Annotated in this window: 16 protein-coding genes; 5 read left to right on the top strand and 11 right to left on the bottom strand. The window is 63.2% G+C overall.

What is annotated here, in order from left to right:
• Positions 1-23: 23 nt before the first annotated feature.
• The gene (locus QJT82_RS13780; protein WP_028339986.1) at positions 24-1,208 is read left to right on the top strand and encodes an acetate/propionate family kinase; all 1,185 of its coding nucleotides are present in this window, start codon (positions 24-26) and stop codon (positions 1,206-1,208) included.
• Here the strand turns inward: QJT82_RS13780 and QJT82_RS13775 are convergent.
• Genes QJT82_RS13775 through QJT82_RS13765 form a run of 3 tightly spaced genes read right to left on the bottom strand, consistent with a single transcriptional unit; the run spans position 1,205 to position 4,183 of the window.
• On the bottom strand, positions 1,205-2,314 hold the full coding sequence (locus tag QJT82_RS13775; RefSeq protein WP_028339985.1) for an MlaD family protein: 1,110 nt from the start codon (positions 2,312-2,314) through the stop codon (positions 1,205-1,207). The two genes, QJT82_RS13780 and QJT82_RS13775, sit on opposite strands and share 4 nt — an antisense overlap.
• 16 nt (positions 2,315-2,330) lie before the next feature.
• Entirely contained in the window at positions 2,331-3,068 is a 738-nt protein-coding gene (locus tag QJT82_RS13770; protein WP_018273616.1) for an ATP-binding cassette domain-containing protein, read from the bottom strand.
• A gap of 2 nt (positions 3,069-3,070) precedes the next feature.
• Positions 3,071-4,183, bottom strand: a complete 1,113-nt coding sequence (locus QJT82_RS13765; protein ID WP_244980973.1) for an ABC transporter permease — start codon at positions 4,181-4,183, stop codon at positions 3,071-3,073.
• 178 nt (positions 4,184-4,361) lie between these two features.
• On the opposite strand from QJT82_RS13765, the gene QJT82_RS13760 reads away from it, so the two are divergent.
• Positions 4,362-4,772 (top strand): hypothetical protein, encoded by a 411-nt coding sequence (locus QJT82_RS13760; RefSeq protein ID WP_028339983.1) that lies wholly within the window; start codon positions 4,362-4,364, stop codon positions 4,770-4,772.
• Here QJT82_RS13760 and QJT82_RS13755 read toward each other — a convergent pair.
• The 3 genes from QJT82_RS13755 to QJT82_RS13745 form a co-directional block, all read right to left on the bottom strand.
• Positions 4,759-7,512 carry a bifunctional acetate--CoA ligase family protein/GNAT family N-acetyltransferase gene (locus tag QJT82_RS13755; protein WP_028339982.1) on the bottom strand — a complete coding sequence of 918 codons (2,754 nt, stop codon included), beginning with the start codon at positions 7,510-7,512 and terminating at the stop codon, positions 4,759-4,761. The genes QJT82_RS13760 and QJT82_RS13755 overlap by 14 nt on opposite strands.
• Complete coding sequence (locus QJT82_RS13750) at positions 7,494-7,970, bottom strand: CBS domain-containing protein (protein WP_018273621.1); 477 nt, start codon at positions 7,968-7,970, stop codon at positions 7,494-7,496. The genes QJT82_RS13755 and QJT82_RS13750 overlap by 19 nt, the downstream gene beginning before the upstream one ends.
• Positions 7,971-8,040: 70 nt before the next feature.
• Entirely contained in the window at positions 8,041-8,514 is a 474-nt protein-coding gene (locus tag QJT82_RS13745; RefSeq protein WP_028339981.1) for an Hsp20/alpha crystallin family protein, read from the bottom strand.
• A gap of 132 nt (positions 8,515-8,646) precedes the next feature.
• On the opposite strand from QJT82_RS13745, the gene QJT82_RS13740 reads away from it, so the two are divergent.
• The 3 genes from QJT82_RS13740 to QJT82_RS13730 all read left to right on the top strand — a co-directional run bounded on the left by QJT82_RS13740 (position 8,647) and on the right by QJT82_RS13730 (position 11,524).
• Positions 8,647-9,630: a zinc-dependent alcohol dehydrogenase family protein gene (locus tag QJT82_RS13740; protein WP_018273623.1), complete on the top strand. Its 984-nt coding sequence runs from the start codon at positions 8,647-8,649 to the stop codon at positions 9,628-9,630.
• A complete protein-coding gene (locus tag QJT82_RS13735) occupies positions 9,630-11,210 on the top strand; it encodes an AAA family ATPase (RefSeq protein ID WP_063607071.1) in 1,581 nt (526 codons plus the stop codon). The genes QJT82_RS13740 and QJT82_RS13735 overlap by 1 nt, the downstream gene beginning before the upstream one ends.
• A 68-nt stretch (positions 11,211-11,278) precedes the next feature.
• Positions 11,279-11,524, top strand: coding sequence for a hypothetical protein (locus QJT82_RS13730; RefSeq protein WP_018273625.1), 246 nt, complete (start codon positions 11,279-11,281; stop codon positions 11,522-11,524).
• Between the two features lie 144 nt (positions 11,525-11,668).
• Here the strand turns inward: QJT82_RS13730 and QJT82_RS13725 are convergent, their stop codons facing one another.
• The 5 genes from QJT82_RS13725 to QJT82_RS13705 all read right to left on the bottom strand — a co-directional run bounded on the left by QJT82_RS13725 (position 11,669) and on the right by QJT82_RS13705 (position 17,210).
• Positions 11,669-14,224 (bottom strand): cation-translocating P-type ATPase, encoded by a 2,556-nt coding sequence (locus QJT82_RS13725; protein WP_129964726.1) that lies wholly within the window; start codon positions 14,222-14,224, stop codon positions 11,669-11,671.
• Positions 14,209-14,376, bottom strand: a complete 168-nt coding sequence (locus tag QJT82_RS13720; protein WP_162832437.1) for a hypothetical protein — start codon at positions 14,374-14,376, stop codon at positions 14,209-14,211. The genes QJT82_RS13725 and QJT82_RS13720 overlap by 16 nt, the downstream gene beginning before the upstream one ends.
• A gap of 157 nt (positions 14,377-14,533) precedes the next feature.
• Positions 14,534-16,348, bottom strand: a complete 1,815-nt coding sequence (locus QJT82_RS13715; protein ID WP_210291461.1) for an alpha/beta fold hydrolase — start codon at positions 16,346-16,348, stop codon at positions 14,534-14,536.
• Positions 16,345-16,734: a hypothetical protein gene (locus tag QJT82_RS13710; RefSeq protein WP_080686696.1), complete on the bottom strand. Its 390-nt coding sequence runs from the start codon at positions 16,732-16,734 to the stop codon at positions 16,345-16,347. Before QJT82_RS13710 ends, QJT82_RS13715 begins: the two co-directional genes overlap by 4 nt.
• Positions 16,731-17,210 (bottom strand): CBS domain-containing protein, encoded by a 480-nt coding sequence (locus QJT82_RS13705; RefSeq protein ID WP_244980971.1) that lies wholly within the window; start codon positions 17,208-17,210, stop codon positions 16,731-16,733. The genes QJT82_RS13710 and QJT82_RS13705 overlap by 4 nt, the downstream gene beginning before the upstream one ends.
• Positions 17,211-17,215: the final 5 nt, after the last annotated feature.

Below are 17,215 nucleotides of genomic sequence, written 5' to 3'. Positions count from 1 at the left end.
CGAACACGCGAGAGAGACGGTCCATGTCCGACAGCGTCCTGGTGCTCAACGCCGGCTCGTCCAGCATCAAGTTCGGCCTGTTCGACATCGCACCGGCCGAGCCAAAGCTGCAATGCAGGGGCTTGCTCGATGAGCAGGAGAAAGTCCCGCGCATCGTGATAAGCGATGCCTCGGGCAGGCAGCTGTTCGAGAGGCGTCGCCCGAGCGGCACGTCGGGGGACAACGGCCTGTTCAGCGACGTATTTGCCTGGATCGAGGACTATCTCGCCGGCGGCAAGCTCGCCGCCGTCGGGCATCGTATCGTCCATGGCGGGCGTGCGTTCTATCGACCGGTCGTCATCACAGGGCAGACTATCGCCGCGCTGGAGGCCTTGACGCCGCTTGCGCCGCTGCACCAGCCGCGCTGCCTGGCGCCGGTCCGCGCCGTGCAATCGCTGCGGCCGCAGCTGACGCAGATCGCCTGCTTCGACACGGCCTTCCATCACGGCCTGGCGCCGCCGGCCAGCCGCTTTGCCATCCCGCGGCACTTTGAGGAGCGCGGCATCCGTCGCTACGGCTTCCACGGCCTCTCCTTCGAATACGTCGCGAGCCAACTCGCCGCGATCGCGCCGCAATGGGCGGACAAGCGCGTCGTCGTGGCGCATCTCGGCAACGGCGCGAGCCTCTGTGCCCTGCAGAAGGGCAACAGCGTCGACACCACCATGGGATTGACCCCGCTCGACGGTCTCGTCATGGGGACCCGCTGTGGAACGATAGATCCCGGCGTACTGCTTTATCTCTTGCAGGAAGAAAGGATGTCGGTCGATGACGTACAACATTTGCTGTACGAAGGTTCGGGCCTGCTCGGCGTCTCAGGGCTGTCAGCCGACATGCGCGCCCTACTGGCGAGCCAAAAGCCCGAGGCCCGCGAAGCGGTCGATCTCTTCACATTTCGTGTCGCCGCAGAAGTCGCCGTGATGGCAAATACCCTTGCGGGCCTCGACGGCCTGGTGTTCACCGGCGGCATAGGCGAGCATGCCCTGGACATCCGGCAACGCGTCTGCGATCGCCTCTCCTGGCTCGGCGTCAGCATCGATACGGCTGCAAATGCGCAGGGCGAACAACGCATCGCCGCGAAGGGCAGCCCGGTCGACGTACTTGTCATTCCGACCAATGAGGAAGTCAGTATTGCGCGGCACTGCCGCAGCCTGCTGCGCACAGGTCGCTAGTCCGTCGATGCAACCCACATCACAAGCTCCCTTGCGAGAGACCCGAAGGCCCGATCGAATGCGGCTGCCGCCTCGGATGGTGTGAGCGAGTTTATTCCTTCGGATCCCTCAAGAAGCTTGGCGGCCTTTACCTGCCCATTTCGATCGACGATTTTCGCGGACAGGGAGATCGTCGCGCGCGGTTGGGCTCCCTGCACAATTTCGAACCGACGCAGGTCGATCAGCAGGCGCGGCGTACCCTCTACACCGCTGTCGGCCCGCAGTGGCGCATGGTCGACGTCGTAATTCTCGAAGCTCTGCAGCAACCGCGCCTGCACCAGCACCGGGAGACTATCGCCCCACTGCGCACCTTCGAACCCCTGACTTTCTTCATCCGGGGAAAACAGGAAGCGCTGGGTCTGCAAGCGTGCGATCGCGGTCGGCTCCGCCATGACCAGTTGCTCGGGCAGATTGGCATGGCGCTGCGCTCCGAAGTCGTCCACCGCGTGAAGGTCGTACACTACCTTGCGCGGCGCGGGCGCACCACCGCCGGTCATGCGTTCCAGCCCGGCCACGATACCGTCGAGCTTCGGCGTGTTGCGCGCGAGCCCTTCGGCGAACGTGCTGAGATTGTCGATCGTGCTGTGCAGCGGCGCGGCGTTCTCGGACAGGACGGCATCGACCCGGCGTAGTGCATCGCGGGCGGCCTGCGTCATGCTCCGCCCGGCCCCCTTTTCGGCCACCAGCGGTTCGCGCGCCGGCGGCGCCTGGGGATCATCGCCGCCTTCGAGCGCGATCACCGGAACACCAGTCAGTCCCTGGAAATCGAGGCCGACGCGCGTATCGCTATGCACCGGCGTACGCTCGGCGACTGCGATCGTGGCGTGAACCTCGCGCGGACGGTCCGGAACCAGCTCAAGCGCGGTCACTTCGCCGACGCGGATGCCATTGAAGAGGACGCCCGCCCCGACCAGCAGTCCGGGCACCGGATCGGCGAAAACCAGCTGATATGTCTGCCGTTTCCCAATCCCCCCGACATTGTTCAGCCAGTAAACGAAGCCGAACACAGCGACGATCGCCGATAACACGAATGCACCAACGACGATGTAGGGCGCGCGGATTTCCATATGCGTCTCTCTCTGCCTAATTGCCGAGGCCCAGCTTCTGCGCCCGGGCACCATGAAAGTAGGCCTGGACCCAGGGATGATCGGACTTGAGCACCGATGACAGCCGCCCGATTGCCGCGATCCTGCCGTCGGCGAGCGCGGCGACGCGGTCGCAGATGGCCTGCAGGCTGTTCAGGTCGTGTGTCACCATGAACACGGTGAAGCGCAACGTCCGGTGCAGCGTCCGGATCAGGGCATCGAATTCTCCCGCGGCGATGGGATCGAGACCGGAGGTTGGCTCGTCGAGAAACAGGAGCGAGGGGTCGAGCGCCAGCGCCCGCGCGAGCGCAACCCGCTTGGTCATGCCGCCCGAGAGCTCGGACGGATACTTGTCCCCGTCTTCGCGCTTCAGGCCAACCATCTCGAGCTTCGCGTCCGCAATTTCGTCCAGCAGCCCCGGCGACAGCCGTGCGCGCTCGCGCAGCGGAAACTGGATGTTCTGGCGAGCCGTCAGGGCCGAAAACAGCGCCCCCTGCTGGAACAGCACGCCCCAGCGGCGCTCGTCATCGCTGTCGCCTGCGAAATCGATCTGTCCGCTCCGCTTCGGAAGTAAGCCAACCAATGTCCGCATCAGCACCGACTTTCCGCCGCCAGACGCGCCCACGAGGCCGAGAATTTCGCCGTCGTTCACGTCGAGATCGAGATGATCGAGGATGATCTTCTCGCCGAAACCGACCACGAGGTCGCTAATATGGATCGCTGGCGTGTCGGCCATGGCTACATCCCGATCGAAGCGAAGAAGACCGCGAACAACCCGTCGAGCACGATCACCAGGAAGATCGATTTTACGACCGATGCCGTCGTCTGCTGCCCCAACGACTCCGCGCTGCCCTTGACGCTCAATCCCTCGACGGCCGCGACAAGCCCAATCACGAGCGCCATGAACGGCGCCTTGATGATCCCGACCTCGAAATGAGTGACCGAAACCGCGTCATGGAGGCGTGCAATGAAGATCGCCGGACTCATGCCGCCATAAAGCCACGCGATGAGCCCGCCGCCATAGAGCGCCGCGAGCGAGCCGAGAAAGGCGAGGATCGGCAGCGCCACCACCAGCGCCAGGATTCGTGGCAGGATCAGCACCGCGACAGGATCGAGCCCCATGGTGCTGAGCGCGTCGATCTCCTCGCGCATCTTCATCGCACCGATCTCGGCCGTATAGGCGCTGCCGGATCGTCCGGCCACCATGATGGCCACGATCAGCACGCCAATCTCGCGCAGCACGAGGATGCCAACCATGTCCACGACATAGGATTCCGCGCCAAAGCGGCGGAAATGGAAGATGCCCTGCTGGGCGATGATGGCACCGATCAGGAACGTGATCAGCACCATGATCGGCACCGCCTGCCAGCCCACCCGGCCGAGCTGATAGACGGTCGACGTCAATCGGAACGATCGCGGATGCCTGAAAATGCCAAGCAGCGCTAGGCTGAAGGCGCCGAGCATATGTAGGAATGCCGCCGAATCGGATGCCAGCCGCCTGCTGCCGCGGCCGAGTTGATCAAGCTTCTGCAGCACTGGGTTGACCGGTCTGCGTTCGGCGCAGCCCGAGCGATTCAGTCCCCGCACCTCTTCCAGCAGGTCGCCATATGGGCCATCGGCACCGGTGAGAACTGCTCTGGTCGCGCGACCGCGGGCGAGCCTTTCAAGCAGCCAGGCCCCGACGGTGTCGAGCGCGGTGACACGCCGTACATCGATCGAGCCGATATCGGTGCTCGCGGCGTGCGCGCACAGCCGCTCCAGCGCCTCGACGTTGGCAACGTTCCAGGCCCCACATGCGGTGAGCACGCGCGGATCATTCGCATTCGCTATCAGGGCTGGGGCGTTGAGCACGATTCTGACTCCAATTTGCAGCTCACCTTAGGGTGCTGGAGACGCCTGTGTTTGACCCAGCGCAATCGGCCTCACCGTGCCCCGGAATGCGCTTGACCGAGATCAACGGCTTGGCAAGCGGTGGCCTTATGATTTGACAGATTGCCCGGCAGCCTCGGGCGTGCTCAGGAGATTTCAGATGAATCGCGCCGCCTTCAAACCTTTGCAAAACACCGCGTTGCCGCACTCGTTCAGGCAGGTCCGGCTCGAGCGCGCCCGCGAGCACGATCACCCCGAGGGTGCGTCCGCGATCGGCTATGTCATCGTCGCCCCGCTCGACACGACATCGCGGATCGATGTCGAGACCTGGAGAGCCCATCGCGACGCGTGCCGTGTCATCCGCCAACGGCCGGGCGAAGACGATCAGCTCGGCCACCTCGTGCATGGACCGGCCGACAGCTGGCGCTTTCACTATGACGTTGCCGGCGCCACCGCCGATGAAGCCGGGTTTCATTTCGGCAGTGAGCCCTTTCGGGTCGGCGAATATGCCTCCGTCCATGAGGTGGACGGCATGCATCCTTACCGGGTCGTCGCCGTCACGCCGCTCTGATTGCACTTTGCCGGATCAGGATGTCGACGCCCAAGGCATCCACCACCGGAAGGGAGAGATCGAGAACGACATTGACGATCCTGTGGTCGGTCGGCTCTGTGGCCGCCGTGAATCCGATCTCATGGCACATGCTCAACATGGTGCTGTTCTCGGCCAGCACTTCGCCAGACAGCCGCTTCAGCCCTTCCGACTTCGCATAACGGATCAGGAGCTGCATCAGCGCCCATCCAAGCCCTTTGCCCTTGAGATCAGACTGCAACAGGATAGCGTACTCGGCATTCTCATAGAGCGAGTCGGAATGAAGCTGGACCGCTCCAACCATGGCACCCGTAGTTGGATCCAGCGCCGCAAAGGCCATCGCACGCGCGTAGTCGAGTTGGGTCAACCGCGCAATGAACGCGTGCGAGAAATTCTTCATCGCCTGAAAGAAGCGAAGCCTGAGATCTTCGGCGGTCACTCGCTTGAAGAAGCTCTCCACCATGGGCTCATCTTCCGGCCGCAGCGGCCGCACCACGACGCGCGAGCCATCCCTTAGAGCAAGCTCGCCCTCCCACTGCGACGGGTAGGGCCGCACTGCAAGTCGTGTCTGACCGGCGAACAGCCGCGCGGGCTTGCGGACCGCCACCCGCGCGTCGAGCGCCATCACGCCGGTTTCGTCAGCCAGCAGCGGATTGATATCGAGCTCAGCGACTTCGGGAATATCGGCCGCCATCTGCGCCAGCTTGACGAGGGTGCGCGGAACGACATCTTCCGGAACGGCGGGTACGTCGCGGTAGGCGGCAAGCAACCGCGAGACCCGCGTGCGCCCGACGAGGTCGCGCGCCAGGTTCATGTCGAGGGGTGGCAGCGCCAACGCCTTGTCGTCGATCACCTCGACCGCGGTGCCGCCGCGGCCAAACACGATCACCGGGCCGAAGGTCGGATCGTCGGCAATGCCAAGGATCAGCTCACGTGCCGCCCGCCGCTCGATCATCGGCTGGATCGTCACGCCCTGCAGGGCGGCATCCGGACGCGCGGCACGAGCGCGCGCCAGCACCGTCCTGGCGGCCTGTGCGACGCTTTCGCGAGTCCGCAGGCCGAGAATGACACCGCCGATGTCCGACTTGTGCCTGATGTCGCGCGAGAACAGCTTCACCGCCACGGCAAGCCCTTGCGCCAGGAAGGGCGCTGCCTTGTCCACGGCATCGTCGGCATCACGGGCCACGACGGTCGGAACGATCGGAATATCATAAGCCTCGAACAGCGCGACGATCTCGATCGGGTCGAGCCATTCCCGCCTCTCGGACAGCGCCTTCGCGATCACGTGCCTCGCCGCCGCCGTCCGCGGCGCAAACGTCGAGGCGCTGCTGGGCGGCGTTGCGGCCAGCGCGATGGAAGCATCGCGGTATCTCACCAGATACATGAAGGCGCGCACTGCATCGTCCTCGGTCGGGAAATGCGGGACGCGCGCCCGCTCGAAGGTCGCCGCCGTGCGGGCGTCGGCACCATCCCACGACGCAAGCACCAGTGCGGCTACCTCGCTGTTCCTGGCTCGGCGGCCGTCAACGCACCGCGTGACCGCTTCGGCAATCCGTTCGGTCGGCGCAACAGCCGTTTCCACGTTCATGACCAGCACGGCGTCGCTGTTGGCGTCCTCGAGCAGCGGGCCGAGCGCGGCCACGTAGCGGGCAGCGTCGGCATCGCCGGAGATATCGATGGGGTTGGCACGAGACCAGCCTTGCGGCAGGACCCGATCGAGCGCCGCAATCGTCTCCGTCGTCAGGCCTGCAGGAACGCCACCGAGCTCAACGAGCCGGTCGATCGCGAGGATGCCGAGCCCGCCGCCATTGGTCAGGATCGACAGGCGGTTGCCGCGCGGAACGAAGCCGCGGCCAAGCAACTCGGCGCAGTCGAACAGTTCCCGAAGGTCGTACACGCGCAGCATGCCGGCCCGGCGGAACGCCGCGTCATAGACGGCGTCCGAACCGGCGAGCGCTCCCGTATGGGTGGCTGCGGCCTTGGCGCCTTGCGCCACCCGGCCCGCTTTCACGACAATCAGGGGCTTGAGCCGTGCCGCGGCGCGCGCGGCCGACATGAACTTGCGCGCATCCCTGACGGCCTCGACGTAGAGCAGGATCGCGTTGGTATGATCGTCCTGCGCGAAATAATCGAGCAGATCGGCGACATCGACGTCGAGCTGATCTCCGATCGACACGATGCCGGAGAAGCCGAGCCGCCGCTCTGCCGCCCATTCGATCATCGCGGCAGCGACGGCCCCGGACTGCGAGATCAGGGCAAGACAGCCTTCGGCGGGCTGATGCGCGGCAAAACTCGCATTGAGCTTCGCGCGCGGCACCATGACGCCGAGACAGTTCGGCCCGATCAGGCGCATGCCGTGCCGGCGCGCCGTCTGCGCGACCGTCTCGGCTAGCGAGCCGGCACCATGTCCGAGGCCGGCGGACAGGATGACCGCACCGGCGGCACCGACCGCGGCAGCGTCCGATATGATTCCGGGAATCGCGGCCGCAGGCGCCGTGATCGCAACGAGGTCGGGAACGAATGGAAGTGATTTGATATCCCGGGACGTAATCTCGCCATCGATCGCAGTGTATTTCGGATTGACTACGGCGATGCGGCCGGCAAAACCGCATGTCTTGAGGTTCATGAGTACCGCCAGACCGAGCGAAGACGGACGCGAACTGCCGCCGACAAGCGCGACCGATCGAGGCGAGAGAACCCGATCTAAACCAAACGTAGACATCGGACAGTCTCGCAGGGAACCAGCGGAGGCGCCTGCCGTTTCGTGCAGCGCGCCAGGGCCCGCATGACATCCTCGCGAGCAATAATCCCGACCAGGTGGTGATACTTGTCGATCACCGGTAGGCTCTTGAGCCGATGCGCGACCATTAGCTGAAGGACGCGCTGCAGATTTGTATCCGGCTCGACCGCGATCACATCGGACGACATGATCTCATCGACCGTCGTTCCCATGCGATCGTCGTAACGTGGCAGCATGTGATCTACCGGACAGGCGAACACCTTCAGGGCGTCCAGCTTCGTGACGAACCCGACCACAATATCGTCGCGGAGCACGGGATAGGCGTCATAGTCGTCTTTCGCGAACAACCGGTACAAGTCGCCGACGGTCATTTCGGGAGCGACGCTTCGTACCGATCTCGTCATGTTGCTCGCAACGGTCTCCTGAAGAAACTCGTACATGGCTGATCCCCTTTGATGGTTGCTTCGGGGACGCGTCGCTGCCTAACGGGCGACGCGCCTCGCAAGGCAGCTACGCCGCCGTCTTGATGTCGATCTGCCTGCTCTGCTTGGGAGCCGGCTTCTTGACGGTGACCTTGAGCACGCCCTTGGCGATCTCGGCACTGACGTCTTCCGCCTTGACGCCCTCGGGCAATGCAACGGACCGCGAGAACGCGCCGAAGCTGCGCTCGATCAGGCGATAGTCCTTGTCCTTCTCCTCGCGCTCGCTCTTCTTCTCGCCGCGGATCGTGAGCGTGTCGTCGGCGAGATTGAGCTGAATGTCCTTGGCCTCGAGGCCTGGCAGTTCGGCTGAGATCTCGACGGTCTTGTCGGTCTCGCTGACGTCCATGCGCGGCATCATCGCCTGCGGCGCGGCGAACGCCGGAAAATTGCGGCCGAAGCCGTCGAACAGCCGGTCGATCTCCTGCTGCAGAAATGCGAAGGGATTGTTTTCGCGCCGCGCCAAGGCGCGCTCGCTTCCAACGGGAATCACGTTGTTAGCCATCAGTACCTCCTATTTGAATGTCGCTCGTGAAACAAAGCTAGTCAGGAACAGCCCCCCGGCCGTTGACCAGGATCAAAACCCAACCAATGTCATGTGATCAAAGGAGAGGCACAGACCGAAGCGAGTTCCGCCATGCACGCCATGATCCTGCCCGCGCGCGACGCGCGGCTGCAATATACGGAGCGGCCCGACCCACTTCCGGGACCAGGCGAGGTCCGCGTCAAGGTCGGCGCCTGTGGCGTTTGCCGCACCGACCTGCACGTCGTCGATGGAGAACTGCCCGGCATCGCCTATCCGATCGTTCCCGGCCATGAGGTGGTTGGCCGTATCGACGCGATCGGTGAAAGCGTGGATGGCCTGCATCTCGGTGCACGCGTCGGCGTTCCCTGGCTCGGATCCACCTGCGGGCATTGTTCCTACTGCCGGGAGGGCAAGGAAAACCTCTGCGACGCCCCCCTGTTCACCGGCTACACGCGGGACGGCGGCTTTGCCACGCACCTGGTGGCTGACGCGCGTTACTGCTTTCCGCTCGGCAGAGACGGCGAGGATGCGGAGCTGGCGCCCCTGCTGTGCGCCGGCCTGATCGGCTGGCGCTCCCTGGTGATGGCTGGCGACGGCCGCAAGCTCGGCATCTACGGTTTTGGCGCGGCGGGACATATCGTCGCGCAAGTGGCGCGCTGGCAAGGGCGGGATGTGTACGCTTTCACCCGCGCCGGCGACACCGAGGCCCAGCGCCTGGCATTGTCGCTCGGCGCATGCTGGACCGGTGCTTCGGAAGATCGGCCCCCGGCAGAACTTGATGCCGCGATCATCTATGCGCCGACCGGGCCCCTCGTCCCGCTTGCACTGCGCACGCTGCGCAAGGGCGGACGCGTGGTCTGTGCCGGCATTCACATGTCGGATATCCCGAGCTTTCCCTACGACATCCTTTGGGGTGAACGGCAGATCGTTTCCGTTGCCAACCTGACGCGACAAGATGGCGTCGATTTTCTCAAGACAGCGGCAAGGGCTGGAATCCGGACGCACGTCACCGTCTTTCCCCTGGACCAGGCGAACGAAGCACTTGCGCGCTTGCGGGACGGCAAGCTCGTCGGCGCAGCCGTCTTGAAGCCATGATGACGCCGGCATCATCAACTGCGACTGCCACAGGCGAGACCGGCCAGGCCGCCGTATTGTCGTTTCTGGCCGGATCTGGCGAGCCGAACACCCCGGTCAAGCGGATCGACACCCATTGTTCGATCGTCTTTCTCGAAGCTTCGCGCGTCCTGAAGATCAAGCGAGCGGTCAAGCTGCCCTATCTCGACTTCTCGACGTTGGAGAAGCGGCGGCGCGCTTGCGAGGATGAGATTGCCGTCAACAAGCGCCACGCCCCCGCGATCTATCGCGGGGTGGTTCCGATCACGCACGGGCGCGATGGACTTGCGGTCGGCGGGACCGGACCAGTCGTCGAATGGGCCGTCGAAATGGCCCGCTTCGACGAAAACAAGACACTCGATCATCTCGCCGAGCGGGATGCAATCCGGCCGGAGCTGGGCGAGAGACTGGCCGCCATCCTGCTCAAATCCCATCGAGAACTGATTGGGAGCGATGGATCGCACTGGCTTACGTCACTCCCCGTCATCATCGATCGCAACACCGAGCAGTTTCGCGCCGAGTCAACTCTTTCCTGCAGGAAGATCGATGAACTGCACGAGTTGAGCCATCGATCGCTCGCTCGGAATCTTGAGCTTCTGCGCCTCCGCGCCGCAGCTGGGCAAATCCGGCATTGTCACGGCGATGCACATCTCGGCAACATCGTCCTGCTCGACGGCGAGCCTGTTCTGTTCGATGCGATCGAGTTCGACCCCGATATCGCGACGACCGACGTCCTCTACGACCTCGCATTTCCACTGACGGATCTGCTGTACTTCGGACGCGAGACCGTCGCCAACAGGCTATTCAATAGCTACATGCAGAATGCCTGGGACACGCAATCGGGTGCGTTGTCTTTGCTGCCATTGTTTCTATCAATGCGAGCGGCGATCCGGGCTAATGTGCTCTTCACCAAGGCACGGCAACATCAACTCGATCAAGAGATCGCCGCCCAAGCGGGCCGCTATTTCGAGCTTGCACGTCGGCTGATTGAGCCGGAGCCGCCCCGCCTAGTTGCAGTTGGCGGGAAGTCGGGTACCGGCAAGAGCGTGCTGGCGCGCGACATGGCGCGTCTGATCGCGCCGCCCCCGGGCGCCCTGGTTCTGCGATCGGATGTCATTCGCAAGCAACTCTCCCACGTCGCCGAACATGCCACGTTAGCGCCGGAGACCTACACTCCCGAAGCATCGGACCGCGTTTATCAAGCCATGCTCGACCGAGCCAAACGCGCCATGGCTCAGGGGATTTCCGTTGTTCTCGACGCGGCATTCTTGAAGCAGGCGGAGCGCGATGCCGCACGAGCCGCCGCCCGCAATGCCAAGGTGAAATTCAGTGGATTGTTCCTGACCGCCGAACAAGCCATCCGGCTGCGACGCGTCGCCTCACGGCAACACGACGCTTCGGATGCAACGGCTGGCGTCGTTCTGAGCCAGGAGAGCATCGATACTGGCCATATCGATTGGCAGCTCATCGACGCATCAGGCTCACCTGCCGCCACTCTCCAGCGCAGCATGCCCTGCCTGCCAGACGCACCTTTCCATTCAAATCGGCGGAATATCACCTAAGGAAACATCCGGAATTGGTCGATCGACGGAAACCTGTCAGCATTCTCCCGCCCAGACAGGAGAATGTCATGAAACGCGCATTGAGCCTTCTTCTTGCCGGAAGCGTCATCTCAACGGTAGCGCTTGTTTTATTTTACAATTACTTCTTCCCCAATGCCATTCCGCTTGCCTCGACCGAGCCGCTTCTAGCCTGGCGCTTGGAGGCGGCGTTCGTAGTCACTGCGCTGACATGGACCGCAGCGTTCGTGGCGGCGGCATCCGGACTGTCATTGCTGCTGATGACCCTCACCAACCGAGATGTCACAGTCCGCTAGAACGCGCGCTGCTCGTGCCTGCCATACCTCGAAGGCCGGCTCTTCGGAGCCGGCCTTCGACGTAGGAACACCGCTACCGACGTGTTCCTCGTAAGGTAGGCACCCAGTTATCACCTTTCAGGCGCACTTCAACGTTTCCGCCGGCTAGGATCTCAGTCGCCGGCGCCAGAGTGGCTTGAGCAGCTCAAGCACCACCAGCATCGCCACTCCCGGTCCGAGCGCGATCATCAGATCGTCCGGATGAAGGGGACCGAAACGAAACAAGCTGGACGCCGGAGGCCAGAGCAGTGCGGTCCCGAGAGCGCCTGCGATTGAAAGCAAGATTACCGCCAGCGCCAGATTCGGCCGGAAGAACGCCGATAGGAACGAAGAACTGAAAGATCGATTGACCAGGACGAGACCGACAATTGACCCGATGAGGGCGAAGAAGGCCAAGGCTCTGACCTCATCTGCAGGCATGCCGGCGTGAAGTGCAATGACGAACAGAACGGCGACAAGCACAAAAATCAGGGCACCTTGAAGTACGCTCCAGCTAACTAGCGTCCAGGTGAACAGAGGGCTGTCAGCTCGCCTGGGTGGACGCGCCATGACGTCGCGCTCCTCGCGCTCGGCCTCGAACACGAGTGAGCATACGGGATCGATGATTAGCTCGAGAAATGCGATGTGAACGGGGCCGAGAATCAAAGGTAATCCGAACACCAGGGGAAGCAGGGTGAGCCCCGCGATAGGAACGTGGACAGCGAAGATGAAGGCCATCGCCTTTCGCAGATTGTCGTAAATGCGCCGACCCAGGCGGACGGCCGAGATGATCGCGCTGAAATCGTCGTCAAGCAGCACTATGGACGACGCCTCGCGCGCGACGTCCGTTCCGCGCCCGCCCATCGCGATACCGATGTGAGCCGCTTTCAGGGATGGAGCGTCGTTGACGCCATCGCCGGTCATCGCAACGATCTCGCCGTTCTGCTTCATTGCCTGCACGATGCGGAGCTTCTGCTCCGGTAATACGCGAGCAAACACGTTCACGCGTCTGACGAGTTCCGCAAGCTGCAGGTCACTCATGAGCTTGATCTGATTCCCCGTGATCACCTCATGGACATCCAGCCCCGCCTGCTTCGCAATTGCGGCCGCGGTTATCGGATAATCGCCTGTGATCATGGCGACGCCAATTCCCGCTGAGCGGCATTCACGCACCGCAGCAGGCACACCGGGGCGAAGCGGGTCGGCGAATCCCACCAGTCCGAGGAAGCGGAATGCGAAGGCTTCCTGCGAACAAGGAAGCTGGTTGCCTTTATGCACGGCCGCCGCGATCCCGAGCACACGGAGCCCTTGCTCCGCCATCAAGCCGACGGCACTTCTCATCGATTCCTGATCCAAACGGCTCAGCTGGCAGAGACGCGCAACCGCTTCAGGGGCTCCTTTGGCTGCAACAACGTATTCCTCTGCGGGGGATGACCGCCAGACCTGGGTCATGGCGAGGAGCTCGGGCCGGAGTCCATAGGTACGTATCAGTTGCCCATGAACATCCTGCCCGCTGGTTTCTTTCCGGACGTGGCCCGCAAGGGCGTGCAGCGCCCGCTCCATCGGATCCAGCGGCTGAGGCGAACTGGCAAGGACGCCGTAGCGCAGCATCTCCGGGAATTCGGGTCGTACGCAACCCGGATTCGAAGACTTGGGACGCATGCATGAACCGTCGAGCAACCGCAATTCTACAACTGACATTTCGTTCAGCGTCAGAGTACCGGTCTTGTCGGTGCATAAGACGGTGGCGGAGCCTAACGTCTCGATTGCGGCCGCCCGGCGCGTCAGCACGCGGACTTTCGAAATGCGCCACGCGCCCATGGCCATGAACACGGTGAGCACCACACCAAATTCTTCCGGCAGCATGGACATGCCGATTGCGACGCCGCTGAGCAACGCTTGCAGCCAGTCTCCGCGCAACGTCCCGTAAAGCAGCACGGCAACGATGCTGACCGCAGCGCCGCCGAAAAAGCAAAACCGCACCAGCCTCGCCGTCTGCTGTTGGAGACGTGGCGGCTCCGCTTGCAGCGTGCGTAGAGACGCTCCGATCTTTCCGATCTCGCTTCGCGGTCCGGTGGACGTGACCCGGGCGGCGCCCTCGCCCCGCACGACGAGCGAGCCGGAATACACGAACGGCTGATCGTCGCCGCCCGGCCGATGCTCGGCCACGGCGTCCGTCTCGACCACCTGCTTGCGAACGGGTACCGACTCGCCTGTCAGCAGGGACTCGTCGACCTGCAGATCATGACCGTCGAGGAGCACAGCGTCGGCTGGCACGCGATCACCGTCGCCAAGGATGATGAGGTCGCCTCGGACGACGTCCCGGCCGGCGATACGCCGGCGTACTCCATCCCGCATCACGAGGGCCCGCGGACTGGTCAGGTCGCGCAAGGCTTCTAACACGCGTTCAGTTCGTGTCTCCTGCACGATCGTGATCACGATCGACATGGCGCCGAAGCCAAGGAGCAGGAGTGCCTCCTGGAGATCACCAAGCAAAAGGTAGATCAGTCCGCCGCTCAGAAGCAGCGCGAGCATGGGCTCGCGCAGCACGTCCAACGCGATACGTATGGGAGTGCGCCGCTCAGGGCTCGGAAGCTCGTTGTGCCCCTCGACCCGAAGCCGGGCCGTCGCTTCGGCTTCGCTTAGTCCTGTGAGGTCTGTGGCGCTCACGTCTTCCGCCATAGGTTCCAGACGCTTCCACCCAGCAAGAGCGCGGTAACGAGCAGAATGGCCACAAATGTCTGTATGATGTCAAAGTTCAGAGAATCCCGCGCAACGAAGAACGCGGTGATAGATCCCACGAGGACGAAGAGGATGCGAAGGATGACGCTCATGGCTCTCTCCTGCTGGCACAACGCCGTTTGAAGCTTCCTAGGCAAGGGGTGCCCAGCTGGATACTCGATCCTGCTGGCGCGGCGCAGTTTACCGTAGCGGTTCGCACCGTTGAGAAGTTGCGGCAGATCAAGCTGCCCGAGCACCCGTGCCGGCAGCTCAATGCTGCAGGACATACCGGCCCGGCGCATCCTCGAGCGGCGATTCACCCTCGGGCGCGTGAAGCACCGGCTGCGCCGGCACCCACGCACCGGAATGCGCCGTGAGGAAACGAACCCACTCCAGCCACCAGGATCCGTCGCGATTCATCGCCTTGCGCAGCCACTCGTCGGGGCCGACATAGGGTTGATCCGCCATTTTCTCCAACAACTGATAGCTGTGCCCCTCCTCCGACGGCGGAGCAACGATGCCAGCGTTGTGACCGCCGCTCGCCAGCACGAAGGCGATATTGGCATCAGCCAACAGGTGAATCTTGTGAACCGACCGCCAGGGCGCGACGTGATCGCGGACGGTGCCGACCACGAACATGGGGGCGCGAAGGTCGGAAAGTGCCACCGGCTGCCCGTCCGCCAGATAGCGACCCTCGGCAAGGTCGTTGTTCAGAAAGAGCTTGCGCAGGTAGTCCGAATGCATCCGATAGGGCATGCGGGTCGCGTCCGCGTTCCATGACATCAGATCACTCGGTGCGGCACGCTCACCCATCAGATAGTCGCGGATCAGGCGCGACCAGATCATGTCGTTCGACCGCAGCAACTGGAACGCACCGGCCATCTGCGCCGTCTCGAGCACGCCGCGCTGCCGCATCATATCCTCCAGGAACGCAACCTGGCTCTCATTGATGAAGAGCGTCAGCTCGCCCGCATCGGTGAAATCGACCTGGGCTGCCAACAGTGTCACCGAGCGCAGGCAGCCGGGCCGCTCCTTCTGCAACCGAGCGGCCGCAACCGCGAGCAGCGTGCCGCCGAGGCAATAGCCGGCCGCGTGGATTGAACGTTCAGGAATGAGCTGATTTATCGCGTCGATCGCAGCGTCGACCCCAAGCTTGCGATAGTCATCGAGGCCAAGGTCGCGGTCAGCTGGCCCCGGATTTCGCCACGAGATCATAAACACGGTGAAGCCGCGCTCGACCAGGAACCGGACGAGCGAATTCTGCGGCGAGAGATCGAGGATGTAGTACTTCATGATCCACGCCGGCACGATCAGCACCGGTTCGGGGCAAACGTCGGCCGTCTCGGGCGCGTACTGGATGAGCTCGATCAGTTCATTCCGGTACACAACCTTGCCCTCGGTCACGGCAACGTCCTTGCCGACCACAAAGGGCGCGGATCCGGACGGCTCGGCGCTCAACAGATTCCTGCAATCTTCCAGCCAGTTATGCCAGCCCGAAACGAAGTTGCCGCCACCCGAATCCATTGCCTTGCGCAGCACCTCGGGGTTGCTGAACGCAAAGTTGGACGGCGCAACGACGTCGAGGCATTGCCGGACGGTGAAATCCACGACCGCTGCATTTGCTTTCGAGACGCCGTGCAGGCCGCTGGTCGCCGAATGCCACCAATGCTCCGCCAGCAGGAACGCCTGCGCAATGACGTTGAAGGCCGGCAACGTCCAATCCTGGCCCGCAAAACGGTTGTCACCCGGCTGAGGCTTAACCATGAACCAGGGTTGCCAGGCCGCATGCGGCGTCGACACCATGCGCGCGAAGCGCGAGCCGTCAGCAACTGCGTTCAACGCCAGCTCAAGCCGTCTACCGGGTGAGGCCGCCAGATGCAGTTGCCAATCGGCGAAGGCGAGCGCGAGGCCAGCCGGTGAAAGCCCGCCGGTCCATTGCGCCATCGCCGCGTGAACGAGCTGGTCGAGCGATTCCGTACCCGTCAATGGCTCCTTCTCGGGCTGCGCCGATGCAGGCGTTCCGGCACCCGTCACATCGTCGTTGGCAGGAGATCTGGGCTGGTCGAGAACTGCCTGGACTGTCATCGCCCGTCTCCGAGGTGGAACCGCTTCCGACCGAGCGCCACGATCTCCGCGTCGGTCGGATGATCGCTCGACTCAAGATGCAAATTGAGGTCGGGCCGCTCCGCCCTGAGATACTGCGTCAGCTCGACCTTCTCGATACCCGGACCGATGACGAGCAGATCGCTGCAACCGTTCACGGCCTCCCCCACCCTCGCGAGGAACGTCGCGTCGGCCTGGACGCGACCATCGCCGATCGTATTCGCCTTGTGATGCAGATGCTGCGACACCAAATGCGCATGGACGGCCGTCGTGCTGATGCCTGTCAACCCAATGCCGAAAACCTTCGCAACAAGGTGATCGATCCAAACGACGGCGTGCGCATGTGATTGCAGGGCCGTCTCGCTCATGATGTAACTCCGGTGCTTGCTTTCTCTGCGTCTCTCAATCGGCGCGCCAATGCCGCAAGTAGTTCCCTGCGACTCACAATACCCACGACGGTTCTGGCGCAGAGCACCGGAATTTGGGCGACATTGTAGACATCCATCTGCGCGACGACGTCTTCGATCGATGCTTCGATATCGACGGTGATCGGCAATCCACTCATGAGCGAGCCGACCTGCAGCGTCCGCATGCGCTCGCGTTCAGATGTATTCTCCACAATGCCAAGCAGCGACTCCAGCCAGTTTCCGGACGGCGGGCTGATGTCCAGCTCATCGCGGTGAAGGAAGTCGCCCTCCGAAACCATGCCGACGAGTTCGCCGGCGTCGTCGATCACCGGCAGGCCGCGCTGATCGGTTTCAAGCAGCAGTTCGACGGCATTGAGCACTGTGGCAGTTGGCTTGATCGTCGCGAACGAACTTCGCATCACATCGGTTGCGAGCATAGTCA

It is taken from the genome of Bradyrhizobium sp. Mp19 (assembly GCF_029952935.1).
Classification (GTDB): domain Bacteria; phylum Pseudomonadota; class Alphaproteobacteria; order Rhizobiales; family Xanthobacteraceae; genus Bradyrhizobium; species Bradyrhizobium elkanii.
The sequence above is the reverse complement of the archived record's forward strand: the minus strand, read 5'-3'. Positions and strand labels throughout refer to the sequence as shown.